The organism is Rhizobium sp. SJZ105, from assembly GCF_007828365.1.
GTDB lineage: Bacteria > Pseudomonadota > Alphaproteobacteria > Rhizobiales > Rhizobiaceae > Agrobacterium > Agrobacterium tumefaciens.
The window spans coordinates 1-16,380 of sequence record NZ_VIUP01000018.1 but is presented as its reverse complement, the minus strand read 5'-3'; the positions used below and the strand labels follow the sequence as shown (position 1 = coordinate 16,380).

Annotated in this window: 16 protein-coding genes and 3 pseudogenes; 15 read left to right on the top strand and 4 right to left on the bottom strand. The window is 56.6% G+C overall.

The genetic code is table 11. The annotated features are described in order from the left end of the window. Positions 1 to 57 precede the first annotated feature (57 nt). From FB593_RS27965 to FB593_RS25455, 6 genes are all read left to right on the top strand, one after another. Positions 58 to 645: a hypothetical protein gene (locus FB593_RS27965; RefSeq protein ID WP_321186330.1), complete on the top strand. Its 588-nt coding sequence runs from the start codon at positions 58 to 60 to the stop codon at positions 643 to 645. Positions 646 to 1,038: 393 nt separating this feature from the next. Further along, positions 1,039 to 1,449 carry an IS66-like element accessory protein TnpA gene (tnpA, locus tag FB593_RS25475; RefSeq protein ID WP_145167288.1) on the top strand — a complete coding sequence of 137 codons (411 nt, stop codon included), beginning with the start codon at positions 1,039 to 1,041 and terminating at the stop codon, positions 1,447 to 1,449. Next, entirely contained in the window at positions 1,446 to 1,793 is a 348-nt protein-coding gene (gene tnpB / locus FB593_RS25470; protein ID WP_095436757.1) for an IS66 family insertion sequence element accessory protein TnpB, read from the top strand. The genes tnpA and tnpB overlap by 4 nt, the downstream gene beginning before the upstream one ends. A gap of 45 nt (positions 1,794 to 1,838) precedes the next feature. Beyond that, entirely contained in the window at positions 1,839 to 3,494 is a 1,656-nt protein-coding gene (gene tnpC / locus FB593_RS25465) for an IS66 family transposase (RefSeq protein WP_145167287.1), read from the top strand. 8 nt (positions 3,495 to 3,502) lie between these two features. Then, positions 3,503 to 3,778, top strand: a complete 276-nt coding sequence (locus tag FB593_RS25460) for a hypothetical protein (RefSeq protein ID WP_145167306.1) — start codon at positions 3,503 to 3,505, stop codon at positions 3,776 to 3,778. Between the two features lie 38 nt (positions 3,779 to 3,816). Next, complete coding sequence (locus tag FB593_RS25455; RefSeq protein ID WP_186447980.1) at positions 3,817 to 4,902, top strand: hypothetical protein; 1,086 nt, start codon at positions 3,817 to 3,819, stop codon at positions 4,900 to 4,902. Positions 4,903 to 4,989: 87 nt separating this feature from the next. Here FB593_RS25455 and FB593_RS25450 read toward each other — a convergent pair whose 3' ends face one another. Then, positions 4,990 to 6,147: an RHE_PE00001 family protein gene (locus tag FB593_RS25450; RefSeq protein ID WP_145167285.1), complete on the bottom strand. Its 1,158-nt coding sequence runs from the start codon at positions 6,145 to 6,147 to the stop codon at positions 4,990 to 4,992. Between the two features lie 190 nt (positions 6,148 to 6,337). On the opposite strand from FB593_RS25450, the gene FB593_RS25445 reads away from it, so the two are divergent. The 4 genes and pseudogenes from FB593_RS25445 (at position 6,338) to FB593_RS27655 (ending at position 8,757) form a co-directional block, all read left to right on the top strand. After that, a complete protein-coding gene (locus FB593_RS25445) occupies positions 6,338 to 7,486 on the top strand; it encodes a site-specific integrase (RefSeq protein ID WP_186447979.1) in 1,149 nt (382 codons plus the stop codon). 145 nt (positions 7,487 to 7,631) lie between these two features. After that, positions 7,632 to 7,873 (top strand): annotated as a pseudogene (locus tag FB593_RS25440) (type II toxin-antitoxin system prevent-host-death family antitoxin); the annotation flags it as partial. An 8-nt stretch (positions 7,874 to 7,881) separates the two neighbouring features. Continuing rightward, positions 7,882 to 8,273 (top strand): annotated as a pseudogene (locus tag FB593_RS25435) (PIN domain-containing protein). 190 nt (positions 8,274 to 8,463) lie between these two features. Further along, the gene (locus FB593_RS27655) at positions 8,464 to 8,757 is read left to right on the top strand and encodes a hypothetical protein (RefSeq protein ID WP_186447978.1); all 294 of its coding nucleotides are present in this window, start codon (positions 8,464 to 8,466) and stop codon (positions 8,755 to 8,757) included. A gap of 399 nt (positions 8,758 to 9,156) precedes the next feature. Here FB593_RS27655 and FB593_RS25425 read toward each other — a convergent pair whose 3' ends face one another. From FB593_RS25425 to FB593_RS25415, 3 genes are all read right to left on the bottom strand, one after another. Beyond that, a complete protein-coding gene (locus tag FB593_RS25425) occupies positions 9,157 to 9,417 on the bottom strand; it encodes a hypothetical protein (RefSeq protein ID WP_321186329.1) in 261 nt (86 codons plus the stop codon). Between the two features lie 1,127 nt (positions 9,418 to 10,544). Then, positions 10,545 to 11,363 carry a sugar phosphate isomerase/epimerase family protein gene (locus FB593_RS25420; RefSeq protein ID WP_145167283.1) on the bottom strand — a complete coding sequence of 273 codons (819 nt, stop codon included), beginning with the start codon at positions 11,361 to 11,363 and terminating at the stop codon, positions 10,545 to 10,547. Then, positions 11,360 to 12,094 carry a GntR family transcriptional regulator gene (locus FB593_RS25415; protein WP_065688993.1) on the bottom strand — a complete coding sequence of 245 codons (735 nt, stop codon included), beginning with the start codon at positions 12,092 to 12,094 and terminating at the stop codon, positions 11,360 to 11,362. The genes FB593_RS25420 and FB593_RS25415 overlap by 4 nt, the downstream gene beginning before the upstream one ends. A gap of 245 nt (positions 12,095 to 12,339) precedes the next feature. Between FB593_RS25415 and FB593_RS25410 the strand changes: the two genes are divergently transcribed. From FB593_RS25410 to FB593_RS25385, 5 genes and pseudogenes are all read left to right on the top strand, one after another. Further along, positions 12,340 to 13,233, top strand: a complete 894-nt coding sequence (locus tag FB593_RS25410) for an intradiol ring-cleavage dioxygenase (protein WP_145167282.1) — start codon at positions 12,340 to 12,342, stop codon at positions 13,231 to 13,233. A 19-nt stretch (positions 13,234 to 13,252) separates the two neighbouring features. Continuing rightward, positions 13,253 to 14,035, top strand: coding sequence for a 2-oxo-hept-4-ene-1,7-dioate hydratase (gene hpaH / locus FB593_RS25405; RefSeq protein WP_112497638.1), 783 nt, complete (start codon positions 13,253 to 13,255; stop codon positions 14,033 to 14,035). A gap of 7 nt (positions 14,036 to 14,042) precedes the next feature. Next, positions 14,043 to 14,813, top strand: coding sequence for a 4-hydroxy-2-oxoheptanedioate aldolase (hpaI, locus tag FB593_RS25400; protein WP_145167281.1), 771 nt, complete (start codon positions 14,043 to 14,045; stop codon positions 14,811 to 14,813). A 370-nt stretch (positions 14,814 to 15,183) separates the two neighbouring features. Then, on the top strand, positions 15,184 to 15,324 hold the full coding sequence (locus tag FB593_RS25395; RefSeq protein WP_003518781.1) for a hypothetical protein: 141 nt from the start codon (positions 15,184 to 15,186) through the stop codon (positions 15,322 to 15,324). 593 nt (positions 15,325 to 15,917) lie between these two features. Continuing rightward, positions 15,918 to 16,286: pseudogene (locus tag FB593_RS25385) on the top strand (DUF4172 domain-containing protein); the annotation flags it as partial. Between the last annotated feature and the right edge of the window lie 94 nt (positions 16,287 to 16,380).

The window sequence follows — 16,380 nt, the reverse complement described above, 5'->3', positions numbered from 1 at the left end:
GCGTTGATTGTCTGCGATAGCCGTGTCCCTCGGAGGCACAGAGATATCGCGAGCAGGGTGAGAGGAGCGGTCGTCGTCGAAAATGCAGATCTGTCCGATTTCATAAGGTTTGCGGAACATTTTGATTTCGCAGCCCCGGGAGCTGCGAATGCTCTGATCGATTTTGCCGGTGAAACGCTTACCGGTGTTGGACCAGCACAACTCAAGCAGCGTCTCACCACATTGCTCGCAGGTCGATCCCAGAAGGCGCCGACGGACGCCGAGATGGCAGCCGTCTCTTTTTCGAATAATCCGAACCCAAAGTCGGCTGCAGATTTCCTTGTAGAAATCAATCGACAAGCGGGGGTATCGCAGCTTCGACCGGCAATTTTGCGAGCATGTATCCAAGCTCTCAACGCCTCAAGATCAGCCGCGGAATTTCATGATATGGCGGTGCGCGCGCGCGAGCAGTCTAGAGTTCTTGGCAGAAGTGTTCCCAACCGCGCCGTCGGCAGCACTCTTCTATTAAAGGGTCTCGAGGCCGACGTATCCATCGTAATCGACACCGACGCGCTCGATGCTCGAAATCTCTACGTCGCGATGACCCGTGGCTCACGACGTCTTGTGATCTGTTCGACCAACCCTATCCTCACACGTTTTATGTGAGAGAATGATTAGAGCTTATCAATCGCCACCATCCGTTTGGCATCGCACCCACTGCAGTGAATAGGATCACAATGACAGTTCCGGTACAGCTCGCCATCGCAGTTGAAAATCTCTGGCGAATGCCGCCGCCCGGAACAGTTAGCCTTACGAAAACGCCGGCATTCATCAAACTCACGGAGGTGTGCGGAGAAATCTACGGTTTCCCGCATGCCGACTCCGCCCTTTCGAACGCACTACGGTCACTGGGAGCCCCTTACAATCTGCGAAGGGACTGTCGAGACAGAGCGTTGAATCCTGAATTGGCTGCGCTCAAACGTAAGCCCACGGTGAGGGCCGTCTTGCGAGGTTGAGGTGAACATCGGAAGTCCTAGTGCAAACACTAGGTGTAGTCCTATGACCAAGCATCCGATCGAAGTGATCACGTCTGTCGAGCGCCGTCGGCGCTGGTCTCGCGAGGACAAAGAGCGGCTGGTTGCCGCCTGCCTTGAGCCTGGTGCGGTTCTTTCCGAGATTGCGCGATCGGCCGGCATCCACGTGAGCCAGCTCTTTCGGTGGCGCAAGGAACTCTGCCGGATCGAAGAGCCGTCGCTTCAGGTGGCGAACACCTTGGTGCCCGTGATCGTGTCGGAGGCCGCGCCGACAGCCCGGCCCGCCGCCTTAGAAGCGCCAGCCCCATCGCAGTCGCGCCGGAAGCGTAGCGATGTGACGATTGAGCTGGGCCGCGGTCGTCGTGTACGTGTGGACAGCGACATCGACACGGAGGCACTTGGCCGTATTCTCGATTGTGTGCTGGCTCGGCGATGATCCCGGTTCCTGCTGGTGTGAAGGTCTGGTTGGCGACGGGCCATACAGACATGCGAAAGGGCTTTCCCGGTCTGTCACTGATGGTGCAGGAGACGTTGAAGCGTGATCCGATGTGCGGACACCTGTTCGTCTTCCGCGGTCGTGGCGGTGGCCTGATTAAGGTCATCTGGCATGATGGCCAGGGAGCCTGCCTGTTCACGAAGAAGCTGGAACGGGGACGCTTCATATGGCCGTCGGCGGCCGATGGGACGGTGGTGATTACCCCTGGGCAACTCGGCTATTTGCTGGAAGGTATCGACTGGCGGATGCCACAAAAGACCTGGCGACCGACCTCAGTTGGATGAGCAAAAACGCTGGAATGGCGGGGTCGAATATGATTCCATCAGTCCATGAACGATACGGCCGAACAGCTTCCCGACGACCTTGCCAGCGCACTTGCGGCCCTGGCGGCGGAGCGTGCCCGACGCATCACAGCCGAGGCAGCGACGGCGACCGCCAAGGCGGAGGCAGCCAGCGCAAAGGCGCTCGTATCGCACTCCGAGGCGCTGATTGCGCGGCTGAAGCTGGAGATCGAGAAGGTCCGCCGCGAGCTCTATGGCAGTCGCTCGGAGCGCAAAGCGCGGCTTCTCGAACAGATGGAACTGCAGCTCGAGGAGTTGGAGGCCGATGCTGGCGAAGATGAACTGGCAGCAGAGATCGCCGCCAATGCTTCGACCGTCAGGGCCTTCGAGCGCAAGCGACCTTCACGGAAACCGTTCCCTGAACATCTGCCGCGCGAACGTGTCGTTATCGCCACCCCAGCCAGTTGCCCCTGCTGTGGATCGGCCAAGCTGTCGAAGCTCGGTGAGGACATCACCGAGACCCTGGAAGTCATTCCGCGTCAGTGGAAGGTTATCCAGACAGTGCGGGAGAGGTTCTCCTGCCGCGAGTGCGAGAAGATCACCCAGCCGCCAGCACCCTTCCATGTGACACCCCGCGGCTTTGCCGGACCAAACTTGCTGGCTATGATCCTGTTCGAGAAGTTCGCCCAGCATCAGCCGCTGAACCGTCAGAGCGAGCGCTATGCCCGTGAGGGGATCGACCTCAGCCTTTCGACGCTTGCCGACCAGGTCGGCGCGTGTGCCGCGGCCTTGAAGCCAATCCATTCGTTGATCGAGGCCCATGTCCTGGCCGCCGAGCGACTGCATGGCGACGACACGACCGTGCCGATCCTGGCAAAGGGAAAGACCGATACGGGCCGCATCTGGACCTATGTCCGGGATGACCGGCCATTTGGCGGGCTGTCACCGCCTGCGGCTTTGTTCTACGCATCGCGAGACCGGCGACAGGAGCATCCCGAACGCCACCTGAAGACCTTTTCCGGCATTCTGCAGGCGGATGCCTATGGCGGCTACAATTCGCTGTTCAAGCTCGATCGCGATCCCGCGCCTCTGCGACAAGCACTTTGCTGGGCACATTCACGCCGCAAGTTCTTCGTGCTGGCCGACATCGCCGCGAATGCCAAACGTGGTAGCAAAGCCGCGCCGATCTCACCAATGGCGCTGGAGGCCGTCAAACGGATCGATGCCCTGTTCGATATCGAACGGGAGATCAACGGTCTTACTGCCGAGCAGCGCTTAGAGCGCCGCCGCAAAGACAGCCAGCCACTCGCCGAAGAACTGCATGATTGGCTGCAAATCGAGCGGGCAAAACTGTCGCGCAGTTCTCCTGTCTCTGAGCCGATCGACTACATGCTGAAGCGCTGGGATGGCTTCACGTCATTCCTCGACGATGGCAGGATTTGCATGACGAACAACGCCGCCGAACGAGCGCTCAGAGGCTTTGCACTCGGCAGGAAGTCATGGCTGTTTGCCGGATCGGATCGTGGTGCTGATCGTGCAGCCTTCATGGCCACGCTGATCATCACGGCCAAGCTCAATGACATCGACCCACAGGCCTGGCTGGCGGATGTCCTCGCCAACATTGCCGACACGCCGATCAGCAGGCTGGAGCAATTGCTGCCGTGGAACTGGAAACCGACGCAAACAGCAGCCGTTGCGGCATAGGATCAACGATGGATCGCAAAGCCGACCGAGCTATCATTCGGAAAACATTGCTCACCGAGTGGGACCCCATCGGGGTCTCGGACATTCCAGAAGCGCAAGACGAATACGATGCCTATGCCGATACCGTCTTTGGCATGCTGGCCAACCAAACCGCCTCAGTTGATGCCATCGCGCAGTATCTCTTCAGGATCGCGACCGAGCACATGGGGCTCTCACACCCAGAACTTACAGAGCGCTGCGATAAGGCTGCCAAAGCTATCGTGGAACTTCAGTCAGGCCGCTGAAGCTGGAAACCATCAGCGCCAACCGCGGTAGTCACCGGATGCTTACGCTCAAACTGCATGAAGCAATGACAAACCAGACGGTTCGCCGGCGCCATCTGTGTCCCCTCGATTTGTGCGATGAACTTCCATCAATCCGGTTCGGAAACAGCGTGGTTGGAGAATTTAGCGAATTGGAACTGGCGGAGCTATTGGACGTGCCAAGGCTCGCGCGATTCTACCCCACGTATAAACCGCCGGTACGCCAACTCACGCAATTTCGCTGGCTGGTCGTCGAGGAGTATGTCGCAGTTGACCCAAGGCCGGAAGCACGGGCCCTGCCCATTCTATTCGTCGATCTCAGCCAGGACTTCGGCGAGATCGATCCCCATCTCGGGCGCTTTCCGCCTGTAGTCGAGGCTGCGATTTTCTTTCTGCTGCTTGCACCTTGGGAAGATTGGGCCGTCTATCCTGAAGTGAACTGGCGCGCCTTCCGTCTTCCGTGGCTTCATACCGTTGACGACGATCTTTTTGTAAGGCCGATGGCACCCCCGAGCCCCGACACCCTCTCCCTGCAGCCGGACATCGCTTATGACCAATATGGCGATGAGGTGGAAATAGAACGCCCGACCGTCAACAACCTAGAGGACGAGGCAAGGACTAATTTCAAGCGCCTGAACGAGAGCCTCTGGCAAAATGTCCTACACGCTCGCGCTAGCACCTTGTTCGAGACGCCGATCGTACATTTCATTGTCCGAGCTTTTCTGGCCGACGGTATGGACGAAGTCATGGCCCATATGACCGCCATCGAGGCGGGCCTGGGATTGGAGATGGATCACAGGAGAGGCCTACGACCCAAACCTGACGCGCATCGGAATGTTTGCGCATCTGACAGAGCCGCAGCAAGGCTGGCCGCGCTCCTGAACGACGCCAATGCAGCAATTGCTTATCGCGAGCTGTTTGAGTTACGTAGCAGTTATGTCCATGGAAGGGCGGGTTTAGCGAAAATACCTACCCCCATGCGCCTGAGCGCCAGACGTCTCGCGCGAAGAATGACGGAGGCGCTCGTCGCACAAGCGCCTGCCGGGTCAGCCACACGTGTCCAAATTCTCAGCGAGCTGCTAGATCGAGGTGCGCCACTTTTGTGAGTTTCCTGCCGTCGACCCTAGCGAGAGCATCAGTCAAGCGGCGACTGCCATGACTATAAAAAATCATGGCATCCGTCATTAAACCCACTACAACAATCCCCATGCCCGAAACCTCCCCCTCCCCGTCATCTCGCGCAAGCCCAGCTCGAAAACGATCCGTCGCGCCGCCTGCGGCGTGACCTCGAGCGTCTTCGCCACCATCCCGGCCGACACCAATGGCTTCGACATCACGAGTTCAACGAGTTCCGGTAACTTCGAGGAGGTGCGGCGCCCCTCAAGTTTTCGATCCATCATCGTTTTCGCCAGCATCAGCCGATGATGCTCTTTCATGCCGATCTCGGCGGCCGCCAAAAAACTGTGGGCGATTGCCAGCAACCGAACCTCACAACTGCGATGCCGGCGCCGATCGACCGGAATGGTTTTGAGGCCGATATTGATCGCGGCGAGATGACCGCCGGTGGTGACGCCGGCCTGGCGCAAGATCGCAGCGCAAAACAGCCGGCCGAGCCAGGGCGCATGCTCCAGGACCAAAATTTCGTTCCAGGCATCGAGGGCGATAATCGCCTGCAGCATCGCCGGCAGATCTTCGGCCTGGCGCAGCACGCCGCGCCATTCGTCGAGCCGCGCGTCCTCGTCCCAGTCGAGATCATAGATCATCGGATCCTTCTCGGGACGGCTGGCCGTCGCACGGCTGCCGGCGCTGGTGGGCCGCGTTGCGTTGTCGATCGCCGCTTCCGACCGGGCCAGCACCGCATCGATATCCGCGAAATCTACGCCCGAGAGATTTTCGACGGTATCGTCATCCTCCCCCTCCCCTTCCGGATCAGCCATAAGCGTGGGGCGCGTGGCGCCGGTTGTCGTCGCCTCGTCCCCGCCGCCCGACCCTATCTCCGAGGTTTTCCGTAGCGAGCGGATGCCGTCGGCGGAGAGCGCCCAATCCACAGATTGGCCGGCGATCCGCCGTCGAATGCGCAGCACGTCCCGGGCGATCGTCAACTCGTGGGTTGGCGTGCGGGTATCGCGAAACGCGTCGTGGAGGACGAGGTCTTCGAGGTGGACGAGTTCGCCGTCGATCCACAACGAGGCGCAAGCGTCGGCGAAATTCTGCCGCTCGAGGAAGCCCATGCCGACCGGCGATCGGGCCAAACGTTCGTCGAGACGAGTCAACGCGACGGCCGCCTCAAAAGCGGGCCCCATCAAGTTTGAAATGCTGATTTTTGCGAGATTGTAAGCCATTGAAATCATGGTAAATGATTTGCTAAAGGAACTCTATATGATAATTGTGGTTCCTCACATGGTATGATTGCGGGTTGGTGTGCTAACCATCGATAAGTACCAATTATCGATGGTAGTTGATTTCGCGGCGCAAATCGAGGAAAATCGGGGCAAATCACGGTGCCAGCGGCTGCCGAAACCCGCGATTCTGGAGCCTATCGTGCCTAAAGCGAAGACATCACACACGTCCGTCGAGCGCCGCGCCGAGGAGCTCGATACCATCGCGTCCGTTTTGCCGCTCGAACGCCGCGACGAGCTTGCCGAGCTGTTGACCGATGATGACATCGAGACGCTGCGGCATCTCGTTAATCAGGGAATGGGCGACAATACGCTGAGGGCCCTGACGTCTGATCTTGCCTACCTGGAGGCCTGGGGTCTCGCTGCCACCGGACAGTCCCTGCCCTGGCCGGCGCCCGAGGCGTTGCTGCTCAAATTCGTAGCCCATCATCTGTGGGATCCGGAAAAGCGCGCAAGTGACCCCAACCACGGCATGCCCGATGATGTCGACAAAAATCTAAGGCGTCAGGGTTTCCTGAAATCCGTCGGCCCGCACGCGCCTGACACGGTACGGCGCCGGCTGGCCAGCTGGTCGACATTGAGTAAGTGGCGCGGCCTTACGGGTGCCTTCGCCTCCCCTGCTCTTAAGTCAGCCATTCGTCTGGCCGTGCGCGCCGTTCCGCGAACCCGTGCGCGCAAGAGCGCAAAGGCCGTCACTGGCGACGTTCTGGCAAAGCTACTGGCGACGTGCGAGTCAGACAGCCTGCGCGATCTACGCGACAAAGCAATCCTGTTGGTCGCCTTTGCTTCCGGCGGCCGTCGACGCAGCGAGATCGCCAGGCTACGCGTCGAGCAGCTGACAGTCGAGCCACCGATCGAGGTGAACGACGGTCCTCCCCTCCCCTCACTTGCCATCCATCTTGGTCGAACCAAAACGACGACAGGCGAGCAGGACGATGTCGTCTATCTCACAGGCCGACCTATCGAGGCGCTGAACGCCTGGCTGGCGGCCGCAAAGATCGAAAAGGGCAGCGTGTTTCGGGGAATTGGGCGATGGGGCACCGTTTCACGGCGTGCGCTCGATCCGCAGTCGGTCAATGCGATCCTGAAGCAGCGGGCACAGATGGCCGGGCTAGACAGTGGGGAGTTTTCGGCGCACGGGTTACGATCGGGATATTTGACGGAGGCCGCCAATCGCGGAATTCCCCTTCTCGAGGCGATGGAGCAGTCCAGACACCGGTCGATGCAGCAGGCTTCCAGCTACTATAACAACGCCACACGGCGAAGCGGACGTGCGGCATGCATTCTGTAATGGCGCTCATGTGTAGCATCAGACGCCCCGGCTTTTGGGAACTGGTTGCACAGTCAATCGGTCTCGTTGACGACATAGGCAGGGTCGGAAAACCTGCTTCTCTGACGTTCTCCACAGGCTGGCATGGCCTCCTCTGCCTCAGTCGATGATCGATACGTGCAGAAGCAAGGCAGCCTTCACCAGAGACGATCAAAGAGAGTGCGCCCAGTTGGCGCCTCAGACGATTACCCGCAATGGAAAACCGAGCTTGGTTGTTGTTTCTGCAGAAGAGCGGCTGACGAAAACTACTCACAGGGGATCGCTTGAGGAATTTCTGTCGGCATCACCCTATGCGGCGCCGACTTGGATACCGAGAGACAAGACGACGAGCCCCGTGACCTGTCCTTGAGAGACTTCTGCTCGATACGAATGTTCTGTCGGAAGTTACAGAGCCTCGCCCTGATGAAGGGTGTCTGAAGCGCCTTCAGAGGCTGGACGTGGATCGAACCTTAATCAGCATCGTCTCTATTGCTGAAATTCGCCGCGGTGTCGCGCTGATGGATAACGGGTGGCGCCTTGGACGAATGGCTCACGAATAATCTGCCTCAACGCTTAAGAAAACAGGATTATTCCGGTGGCAGGTCATGTCGCCTTCGCCTGGGGCGATCTGATGACGCTTGCCAAGCGAAATGGTCGCGATGGCTTGATCGCTGCTACAGCCTTCGCTCACCCATTGACCCTTGCGACGCGAAACATCAAGGATTTAGAAGGCTTCGGAATACAAATCAGTGATCAGTGGGTGGACTGATCTGGCCGTTGCTTTTCGATTGAAAGGGCTGGACTGAATGCTCTCCTACAAAATGCTCAGGAATCACGCCGTAATCTTCTTATTGCTGACCACACGCCCATTATCTGGCTGTATGAAGTCATCCATCACGTGAATGAGCACTCGCGAATTGTGAAAGGCAAGCAAGGCTCGTTCCTTGGGTTGGCCCACGATGTATGCCGAGCACAAGAGCGGCAGCGTGAAATTATTCAGCCGCCTAAACATTTTTGAAGAAATCGGCGTCCGATATGGCGTTCGGATCCTCTGGCCTGTCCTTTGGCTGCAGCATAGGCTGTTGAGGCGATCTCTCGCGTTTCTCGACGATAGAGCTAAGAGCCAAACTATCACTTATGCGTTGGATGCCGTCATCGATGATGCGTTGCGCGAGGATTTTGGTACGCAGGCAGGTATATCATCGATCTCCGACAGCACCTTAGTCCAGCACAGCCTGCAGTATTTGAGATGATCGACCCAAGGGGATATTTTCTTCGTGGACGAAAGGGCAACGGAAGGCCGGCTTTGCGCTGCTCATTTCGAGTTTCGATCAGATCTGTGACCGCTTCTACCCAATTCCATTTAAGAACAGCGAAAAGAACCTGCTATCTTCAGGAAAATTTGCAGTCTGGAAAAAATCAGGAGCGGGATCCGACAAACGGTCTCTACCCTCGTGACCGCCCTCCTCTGCCGACAGGCAGAAATCTCTCTGCTGTCCCTCCAGATAAGCACGCTTTCTGAAGTTCTCCCCATTCCAATTTTAGTAGGTATTTCCGCTGCAGATGCCCCGCTACCAAGGGGAATATTTCGAGAGCAAATAATGGGCGCAGCGAGGATTCGATCGTTCTGGTGGTTCTGGTAGTCAAATTCCTCACTTGCCATGTGCTTGGGATATTCTGATGAGCTCCCTTGGCTGGCCAATAAGTCTTTCAAACGGCACAGATCGTCGAAGCGCGGCGTCCTTTTTCGGTACATCGGCAATCCGATCGATACGTTCGCTAAACAAGTCTGTTTTTTGACCGTTCTTTTGCGCCGTCGTGTAGTTGGCGCCAAAGCTGATTATTGAGCGCACGCAAGTAGCTTTCATGGCGGCAAAGGCTGCATCAACCTGACAAAAATGCAGCCTTTTCAAGAGAAGCGCCAGGAGCCAATCAACGCGGTGTAGACGGCTCCGGAAAAGGCTAGACTTCGTCGGACGTTTTCCTCGGCTAGACCCCGGTGCCCGGCCTTTAACAATTTTGCCCGGGTCAAAACTGGTTTATTACCCTGCCAGGCTCGCTCCCTGGGAGCCGGGACGGGCGACAACGGCTTTCATGCGCCCTGAACCGCAAAGCCGGCTCGAAGCCGCAGCCAGAAGGACTGACGCGACAAGAGGCGACTTTTTGTCCGCTGATATCGGTGAACGGACAGAATTGATCCGGACGGTACAAGCGGGGAAGGCGTGAGCGCGTCATCGATGGTTTAGCGACAGTTGACGTCCCAGGACCAATCGGAAAACCTTGTCAGCTGACAAGGTTTTTAAGACGCGGCTCTGGAAACTGATCGGCTCTTCTATTGGGGAAGTCGAGATACCAGATCATCTGTTGCCGCGAACGCTAAGTTCGCGCAGCTACCAGTGCCAGCGGTTTACGACGCTCGCTACCGACAACCTTGTCAGCTGACAAGGTTTGCAGTCCCCCATCAACTTCAACGGTCAACAGTCATACCAAGGCCAAGGCAGGCGCAGGGGGCAGGGGGAGGTTGATCTCATGCAAAACCCTCACCGCACTCAGACGACCTACACCAAGAGACAATATCCAATTGAGCAGGGCAGGGACGTGGACAACCGGCATTCCTGATGCATTTACATCCGAGCCCCTAAGCTGCCGCAACAGACGGATCTGATTGTGCTGTGACAGAATGTGCACTTCAGTGTGAGGATAACCTCTGCTGCTCGATCCCTCGACCCAAGGTCACCAACAGCGCGCGTAGGAACGGAAACTATGAAATCTGACCGCCGAGGTAAAATGGACATGAATACGGCGAGGGGGCGAGGGGGCGAGGGGGCGAGAGGGCGAGAGGGCGAGAGGGCTGCGACCACCATATTCTTCTAGGCCACTAACCTGATTTCGTAATTCGTTTAGCCTCCCGCCTAATGGCCGCCAAGTTCGATTGCCCAAACCCTGAACCAAAGCAAGGACTGGTGAACTGTCGTGGCGATCGGACGGCGAGCCATAGGGCGCCGCTGAGCGGGGCAGGGGGAGTCCGACAAAGGCTTCTTTAAAACTGTTCGGCTACCCGCTGAAGAATTTTCCGGGACTTCATATTGAGCGTTGTCAGATGAACCAGCGGATCGATGTCGCCAACCAATGGAACCTCTACCGATATCGTGGCATGGCCAACAACTTTGTTTAGCAATTGGCTCAACCCCAATATGCCATCACCTGGCGCCAACCGTCCTGCACGGGCCTCGGTCATCATGTTTTCTGGACGCTTGGGTGCCGGCCCTACTACGTCACAGAGTTGCACGTGCCGTACGATATCAGTTTTGATCTCGTCAATGTTTCCGCCATTTCGAAAAAAGTGAATGGCGTCGACCAAGACACCTGCATTGTCTTGGCCGGACGCCGTGACCAGCGCACCAGCCTTGCTGTAGGTGTTGATAGTGCGCCAACCCATGTTCTCAACGTCGACAGCCAGCCCATATCGTGCGGCAAGCTGGCAGAACTCCGTCAAATTGCCGATTAGCCGTTGCAAGTCGCCATCGTCGCCGCATGCGGACAGGCGCTTGGCTCCAATATCGGCGGCGCCGGCAACGATGTGTTCGACGAGGGCAGCGTTAAATTCCGGGCCGATAATGAAAAACTCGATATCAAAAACGTTGATGCCTTCGCTGTCGAGTAGAGTTCGAAACTCCATTGCATCCCTGCTGCCCTGCGGCAGCTTGTAATAGGGTGCCCCAGGGAAAGCGGGATGCAGCCGAAGCCCTACGGAATTGAAGCCTGCGACTGCAGCATGCCTGACGAACTGCTGGGGCGGCAGTTGGATCGCAGAGAAATGGGCGATGCCGACGGGCGACTCTTTCACCGCATCGGTCATCGCACAACTCCGGTACGAGCCAAATGATCAAGCAGGTTAGCGCCGGTGCGATGGATGTGCTGACGAAGCTTGTCAGTCGCGTAATCGCTGTCTCTCGCCACAGCGCCCTGAGCGATTTCACTATGCTCCTGGCTGACATTTCGATCGCCTGAAGTCTGGGTCAGGAATTTTCTGCGATATCGATCATTTAGATTGAGTAGGGTCCTGCAGAACTGCAGGAGAAGCGGCTTTCCGCAGTCCGAAATAAGGGTTAGATGGAAGTCGCGATGCGCCATCTCCCAATATTCGAGAGTTTCCGGCTTGTTCGCATCGCGGTCGGCACGGTTGAGCTTGTGAAGCGCGCGCATGACATTGCTCTCCCACTCCGCGTCACCGAGCCTAATCGACTCTTTCAACGCGAAAACCTCCAACTCCTCGCGAAGACTCGTGATCTCTTCCAGATTTGCCAGTGATACTGGCGCGACCCGGTAGCCGCGATTGTCTTCAAACTCTACCAGCCCGTCGGAAATCAAGCGCGCAAGCCCTTCGCGCAAGGGGCTGAGGCTCACATTGAATGACTGTCGCGCCTTGTCGAGATTGATCTTGCTGCCAGCCTCCAGCCCTCCGGAAATAATTGCTTCGCGCAGCCGGAATGCTAGTTGGCTTCCAATCGTATTCTTGCCGTCATCGGCAAAGTCACCATTTCCAGCTTGCTCGCTGGGTGCGTCGGGTGAGGCACTCTGTCGCTTCATAAAACCTCCCACGCGAATGTCGCGCTTGGTTGATGGGCGATATTATAAACGATTATTCTTGTCAACGAATTTGGAGTTTTCCATCATCGTTTGACCGGACAATTCAGAATATCGAGAAAAAAACGCCGATATCGGCTATTTATCTCACAATTTTGTAATTTCACAAATCCCGACGCTGGGGGCGTTGATGAGCGCTTGACAGATAATCGATTATTTACGTATCACTCGAGCGTTGGGAGGTAACGATGGTGATTAAATCTGAAAGAGCCTTAACGCCCGCCGTGATTGCGGCCATGGGCCAGACCTCTGATCCAAGGATGCGGGACATCCTGATGGCGCTGGTGAAACATCTCCATGCTTTCGTTCGCGAAGTGCGGCTGACCGAGGTGGAATTCCGGGAAGCGACTGCTATTCTCAACGAGATCGGCCAAATGCAAACCGACAGTCATAACGAATTTGTCCTCATGTCCGGCTCACTTGGCGTTTCGTCCCTTGTCTGCCTGCTCAATAACGGTGACAAGGGGCAAACAGAGACTTCACAGTCGCTTCTTGGACCATTTTGGCGCCTGAATTCTCCAAGAGTTGAAAACGGCGGCACGATCATCCGGTCCTACACGCCTGGTACCCCGCTTTTCGTCCATGCTCGTGTAATCGATCGCGAAGGCAATCCGATATCAGGTGCCGAAGTCGACGTCTGGCACGCATCCCCTGTCGGTCTTTATGAGAACCAGGATCCGGATCAGGCGGAGATGAACTTGCGCGGCAAATTCACGACGGACGGGGAGGGACGTTTCTGGTTCCAGACAGTCAAGATGATTGGTTATCCCATCCCCGTCGATGGAGTCGTCGGACGCATGCTCAAGGCTCAGGGCCGTCATCCTTTTCGACCGGCACATTTGCACGCGCTGATCTTCAAGCGGGGTTATAAGACGCTGATTTCGCAGGTTTTCGATCCGAGCGATCCGAATATCGAATCCGACGTTCAGTTTGGCGTGACTGCGGCACTTACCGGCGATTTCATTCGCCACGACGAACCGCATCCAACCAACCGAGACATTCAGGCGCCGTGGTTCTCGCTCGACTACACTTATGTCATGGAAGCAGGCGAGGCGCTCTTGCCGCGCCCGCCAATCAAATAACGTTATTTGGAGCCGGATAATGATTACCGAGGAACAACGCCTGTCAGCAGCCAGGGCCATCCTGGAGGCCGAAACCACGCGGACCCCCATTGTCCAACCCAGCAAAACTTATCCCGAGCTCGAAATTGAGGATGCGTATCGCATTCAGGCGCTTTGGGCCGAGTTGCGTGTGTCGCGCGGCGCGCGGATTGTCGGTCACAAAATAGGTCTGACGTCTCGCGCCATGCAAATGGCATCCAAGATGACCGAGCCGGATTATGGGGTGATCCTGGATGATGCGCTCTACAATGATGGCGCGCAAATTAATGCGGATTTGTTCATCAAGCCGCGTCTGGAAGTCGAGTTGGCGTTCGTAATGGGTGAAGACCTGGAAGGAGCGGGCACCCGTATCTATGACGTCATGCGCGCGACGGAGTTCATTCTGCCTGCGCTCGAGATCATCGATTACAGAACCGAAGTTCCGCGTGCGATTACCGACACAATCGCCGACAATGCAGCCTTCGGAGCAATCGTCGTGGGTGGGCGGGTGATCCGCCCGTTTGATATCGACATACGCTGGGTCGGAGCAACTCTGTCGAAAAACGGCATTATCGAAGAGTCCGGGGTTTCAGCCGCGATCATGGGTCATCCGGCCGCCGGCGTTGCATGGCTGGTCAACAAACTTCATGCCGTCGGCGGCGGCTTGAAAAAAGGTCAGATCGTCCTTGCGGGCTCATTTACGAGACCGGTCGACATCATAAAGGGCGATGTCATTCAGGCTGATTATGGGCCAGTTGGCTCGATCGGCGTCTCTTTTACGTGAGGTAGAGATGGATCTTCCAGTCAATAAATTTAAAGCAAAACTGCAGGTCGGGCAAAGCCAGATAGGACTTTGGTGCGGGCTTCCAGGGAGCTACGCTGCCGAAATCGTGGCGCCAGCCGGCTTCGATTGGCTGTTGTTTGATACTGAACATTCCCCCAGCGACGTGCTGACCGTACTGCCACAATTGCAGGCGATCGCCGCCTACGATGTCGCCCCGGTGGTGCGCCCGGCTGTCAACGATCCAGTGCTGATCAAGCGATTCCTAGATATTGGTGTACAATCTCTTCTAATCCCCTTTGTTCAAAATGCAGACGAAGCGAAAGCCGCGGTGGAAGCAACCCGCTATCCACCGAAAGGAATTCGAGGCGTTTCGGCCCTTACGCGTGCCACACGTTTCGGCAGGGTAAAGAATTATGCCCAGCAGGCGGAGGGGGAGATTTGCGTTCTCGTTCAAGTCGAAACGCGGGAAGCTATTACTCATATCGAGGCCATGGCATCGGTCGAAGGGGTGGACGGGATATTTATCGGCCCGGCGGATCTCGCAGCCAGTTTCGGCTATCCGGGACAACCAGGCCACCCGGAAGTGGTCGAGGCGATTGAAAATACGATCGCACTACTCAAACGGCTCGGAAAGCCGGCAGGAATACTCACGCCTGACGAGAAATTCGCGGCACGTTGCATGGAATTGGGAACGCTGTTCACTGCCGTCGGTGTCGATGTCGCATTGCTGGCGCGCGGATCAGAAGCACTGGCGGCCAGGTTTTCGAAACAGTTGTAGACATGCGAGCTTCCGGGCACATCGTCACCGAACTTGCGCCTATGGGCGTGAACCGATTGGCATGTGAGAGCGATGCGGCCATCCGATCCAAACGCGTGCCAACTCGCATTCGAGGCCGAGACCGGTCCGACCGTATCGGTGTCAACAGTCTTTCCATCCGGCCTGATAGCCAGCATGCACCTGCGCGCGGCGGCGTGTCGCTCCTGATTGAGGAGCCCTGTATCACGTTAGCAGCCGGCACAAAGGAGGCGAGGCTGCGTCAAAAAGACCATGCCTGTCGATCTTGTAATTGAGTTGTTAAAGGAGCATTTCGGGTGGGTCCTATGCAAAAGCACAGACAATTCCAAGCAACAGACTGGAAGTACTCGAAATGGCTGACCTGGAATGGGTAGACTTTTTCCCAATAGTTTTCTTGCCGTTCAAAATTATCGTACTGGGCATCGGCATGTACTACGCCATCAAGTGGCATCACGATCAGGCTAAGAAAGATAACGAGGCCAAAGGAAACTGAGCGCCGACAGGTGTCAACCTGCTTCAATCCACATTCGTTTGGAAGCAGAATGGACCTTCTTCAAAGCCGCCTCGACGAAACGTAGGGGGCGATTTGCGTAGCAGGAGATCGAGCATAGACCTCGCCTCACGCACCTGGCCCAATAGATTATCCGCAAGCCCTTATCCATGCACTTATTTGACCAGCCCCGCCCGTAACAAGGTTGGGGCTGAACTAATTTCTCTCGACCGGGCGTCTCGGACGGTAAAGTCGAGGCATAGTTTGAGAAACGTAGCGGGTAAGCGCGGCTTAAAGCAGTGGCACGCAAGTCGTGAAGCTTACTTGCTCAGCGTTTGCGCGATAAGATCGAGACGTCATCTTCGCACTTATTGAATCGGATAATCCGTCAGCTGCCATCATGGTCGACGAACGGATCGTTTTTGCAGCTCTTCGCTTGAGCGCCCGTTAACAAAATATGTTTAGGGCAAGTGGTTAGCTGTCGATCGCTGCCTCTTGAATGGAGAGCTGCAGATTTTGGTGCTGAGCGATAGACGGGCTTGCAATAGCTCATTTATGGCAATAATTATGAGTTATAGAGAGGGATTCTATAACTCATGGAATGGAACTGGCAAAACACTGATTGGCCAAACTTCAGGTGCGACACCGCAAGCCTGGTACCGCTGGAGCAGAAATTCCTGCAATCAGCCGGAGAGGTTATCGGTGCTGTCCGGCATTTCAACGAGGACGACAGCAACCAACTTCGCATTGAGTTGCTGAGCGACGACGCGGTCAAGACCTCAGAGATTGAGGGGGAATTTCTGGACCGCGTGAGTGTCCAGTCGTCACTCCGCCGACAGTTCGGGCTAAACACTGATGATAGACAGATCCGCCCCCAAGAGCGGGGGATCGCCGAGATGATGGCAGATGTCTATCGAAGTTGGCATGGGCCGCTGCGTCATGAGGGACTGTTCCACTGGCATTCTGAATAGCCCCAAGATTTGTAGACGCCTTCTTTCCTAATTTTGAGGCAAGAAGAGCATCATGAGCAAATCGAATTTCAGCGAAGAGTTTAAGCGC

Coding starts and splice junctions, on each gene's coding strand:
- FB593_RS25395 (WP_003518781.1), top strand. CDS start 15,184: ATGGCTGACCTGGAATGGGTAGACTTTTTCCCAATAGTTTTCTTGCCG.
- FB593_RS27655 (WP_186447978.1), top strand. CDS start 8,464: ATGTATGCCGAGCACAAGAGCGGCAGCGTGAAATTATTCAGCCGCCTA.
- tnpB (WP_095436757.1), top strand. CDS start 1,446: ATGATCCCGGTTCCTGCTGGTGTGAAGGTCTGGTTGGCGACGGGCCAT.
- hpaI (WP_145167281.1), top strand. CDS start 14,043: ATGGATCTTCCAGTCAATAAATTTAAAGCAAAACTGCAGGTCGGGCAA.
- FB593_RS25420 (WP_145167283.1), bottom strand. CDS start 11,363: ATGACCGATGCGGTGAAAGAGTCGCCCGTCGGCATCGCCCATTTCTCT.
- FB593_RS25415 (WP_065688993.1), bottom strand. CDS start 12,094: ATGAAGCGACAGAGTGCCTCACCCGACGCACCCAGCGAGCAAGCTGGA.
- tnpC (WP_145167287.1), top strand. CDS start 1,839: ATGAACGATACGGCCGAACAGCTTCCCGACGACCTTGCCAGCGCACTT.
- FB593_RS25455 (WP_186447980.1), top strand. CDS start 3,817: ATGCTTACGCTCAAACTGCATGAAGCAATGACAAACCAGACGGTTCGC.
- FB593_RS25450 (WP_145167285.1), bottom strand. CDS start 6,147: ATGATTTCAATGGCTTACAATCTCGCAAAAATCAGCATTTCAAACTTG.
- tnpA (WP_145167288.1), top strand. CDS start 1,039: ATGACCAAGCATCCGATCGAAGTGATCACGTCTGTCGAGCGCCGTCGG.
- hpaH (WP_112497638.1), top strand. CDS start 13,253: ATGATTACCGAGGAACAACGCCTGTCAGCAGCCAGGGCCATCCTGGAG.
- FB593_RS25410 (WP_145167282.1), top strand. CDS start 12,340: ATGGTGATTAAATCTGAAAGAGCCTTAACGCCCGCCGTGATTGCGGCC.
- FB593_RS25460 (WP_145167306.1), top strand. CDS start 3,503: ATGGATCGCAAAGCCGACCGAGCTATCATTCGGAAAACATTGCTCACC.